1 protein-coding gene is annotated in these 2,802 nt (G+C 63.3%); it reads right to left on the bottom strand.

The window, feature by feature from the left end; translation table 11 throughout:
* A partial coding sequence (locus AAGI46_16715) for a G8 domain-containing protein (GenBank protein ID MEM1013850.1) occupies positions 1–2,561 on the bottom strand: 2,561 nt, incomplete at its 3' end.
* Positions 2,562–2,802 lie beyond the last annotated feature (241 nt).

Genomic DNA, 2,802 nt, shown 5'->3' with positions numbered 1-2,802 from the left:
GAGGGAGAAGGCACGGCTTCGAACGAGGGCGACGCAGGGCCAATGCGCGCTCCGGGAACCAAAGCGTCCGGTCGTGTTCCCGCTGGCCATACCACATCTGAGAAGGAGATCCCGTATTGCTGCTGAAGCTGTGCGTTGGTAAGGCCGACGAGCTCGTTCGGGACGAACGCGGAGAGCTCGCCACCTGCAGGGATGGGTCGGAAGCTGGGGCTTTGCGAGTCGAAGTAGAGCCCCACGTTCTCGTAGCCCGGCGTGTTCAGTGTGATCCGATCTTTTTGGAAGACCGGCGGGACGTAGAGCAGGGTCGCCTCGTCGTAAAAGAACTCATCGATGCCAAACAGCCCGCCGGCAAGCCCGATGTCCCACGCTTCGTTCATGTCGATCCGGATCCACTCTTCCCCCGGCTCGAACAGGCCGCTCGGCGTCACGAACTGAACGTTGCTGATCTCCAGATTGCGAGCATTCGTGTTGGGCGCGCTGATACGGATGCCGGTCGGGGCCGAGATGACAGCGCCGTCGATGATCGCCTCTCCCTGGCGTTGGGCGGCCACACCGACGAGGTAGCCGTCCACGTTGATGTTGCGGACCGTGATGTCGTTCTGGTTGGCGAACTGATCGAGCTTGATGCCGACCGAGCCCTCGGCGCCCGTCCCTAGCACGTCGATGCCCTCGAACGTCAGGCGTCCGGAGTAAGGCGCCGAGATACCAGAGAGCGGTACGTTCCACGCGGTGTAGTTGGAGAACGTCGATTGCAGTGTGTCTTCGTAGCTCTGTGGGACCGGCGCTAGCTCTCCCGTTCCAACAAAGTGGTCATCGTTCTCGTCACGGTTGTCGGTGTGCAAGTAAGCAACGAGGAGGCCCTTCGGGGCGCTGTAGGTCGAGTTGCCGTCGAAGCTCGGAACCGGCACGTGCTTCGTGCGAACGAGCGTGTCGGGGCCGCCGATGAGATGACCGTTGGGCAAGTTGCCCGCAAGAACCTGATTCTCACCGAGCCCCTTCTCCACGAGTCCGAGCGTCCAGTAGATGAAGCCGTGGCCAGACGCGCCCGACACGACGTTGTCCTCGACCGTCACCCCGGCCCCGTGAAACCAGAAGCCGTCGCCCTGCCAGCCGAAGTCCTGGGTCAGGACCCGGAAGTCAGGCGACTGATCCTCGTTGATCTCGATGTCTGGTGGGTTGGGATTGCCGCTCGGGTTCACCGTGCGGATAGCGATGTTCCGCACAAACGAGCCGATCTCGTCGCCCGCCTCGGTGTTGTAAGCGGCGCCCGTCGTGTTGTGAGCGACGTTGTCGAGGAAGTCGACATTCGACGAGTGGTTGACGTAAGCCCAGCCCGGGTCATCGCGAACGACCACGCCTTGGATGAGTGCGGGCGCTCCCGACGGCCCGCCACGATGGAAGTGCAGGGAGTAGCGGCCACGCACGTTGAACCCGCCCAGGTCTTGCACCTCGACAAGGTCGCCGATCGACCCCTCCGAGTCGCTCACAAGCCGCCAGTCTTGTAGCTCGATGCTCTTGTCCGTTCTGCCAAGGCCCCGGAAGCTGAAGTAGCGGGCATCGACGTCGTTCGTGTGCATGAACATCACGTGACCGCGGCGCTGCACGTCGGTGTTCTCCGACGTGAACTGAACGTTCCGCGTGAGATTGGCGACGTGCACCTCCAGGTCGGCCCGCGGCGGGATGTGGTCGCGGACCAATTCGGTGCCGAGAGTGATCGTGGAGCCGTCGATGCCGGCGATCGTCACCACTTCGTCACTCGCCGGGTCGTTCGGATCGACTCCTGCGATGGTGATCTGGTCGCCGACTCGCCAGCCGGTCGGTGGCGAAGCGAGCGTGATCTGCATCGTCCCCGCAGCGACTCCCCCTGCGGCGAGCGGTAGGAAAGCCGTCTTCTCCGCTCCGTGGATCGTGGTCTTGCCATGCAAGAGCGCTCCGCGGCTCAGCAGATTCGGGTCCCAGGTCCGATCGATCGCGCCGTCATCAGCGAACACAATCGTCGCGGTGTGGTCCGCCTCGACGGGATTGCACGCGTCACCGATCCGCAGTTCACCCGTCCTCGTGCTGACGAGCGTGTCGACGCGTAGCTCGGTGTCGCGGTCCGTCGCGAAGTTGAGCGTGCCGTCGATTCGGATGGTCTTGAACTCCTCGGTGATCTCCGAGTCGACGGTCACGGTGTAGTCGTGTGGAATAACGATCCGAGCCCCGTCGGTCGGCAGCGTCTGATTGGACCAGACGTTGGGGTTCGACCACAAACCGTTGGCGACGACGGTGTTCGTGGCTTGATCGTCTGGCACCAAGGCCATGAGCGCCGGGCTTGGGGAGTGAGGCGATCCGTGCCCGGGGTCACCATGGCCAGGGTGGTCCATCGGAGTCGCGGTAGCTCCAAAGTTCGACCGCCAGATCTCGTAGTCTTCGACGCCAACCACTCCGTCGCCGCTGTGATCGGCCCCGGTCATGGGAGCGACTTCGGAAGCGAGCGCGTCTCGCCATACGGTATAGTCCGCGGCGTTGACGGCGTTGTCGCCGTTGAAGTCGCCGAGCAGCGGGTCGCAGGCGAGCATCTGGCGGGGCTCAAGGCCCTCGATGCCTAGGCGTCGCCTGGTTCTTGTGTTCGGTGCTCTGTCGCCTGGACGGGTTCTGCGCATCTCGGTTCCTCTCTCATGACCAAGAGTCCGATGGCCAATCGCTGCGTGACCGGTATCGGTGGTCACCGTTGCGAGAAGCCGCCAAGAGAGAAGAGCCGCCGATGCTGCGAGTAGCAAACCAAGCAATCGCGTACGTAAAGGCAGCACCACAACAAGG

The organism is Planctomycetota bacterium (genome assembly GCA_038746835.1).
Taxonomy (GTDB): Bacteria; Planctomycetota; Phycisphaerae; order Tepidisphaerales; family Tepidisphaeraceae; genus JBCDKH01.
The sequence above is the reverse complement of the archived record's forward strand: the minus strand, read 5'-3'. Positions and strand labels throughout refer to the sequence as shown.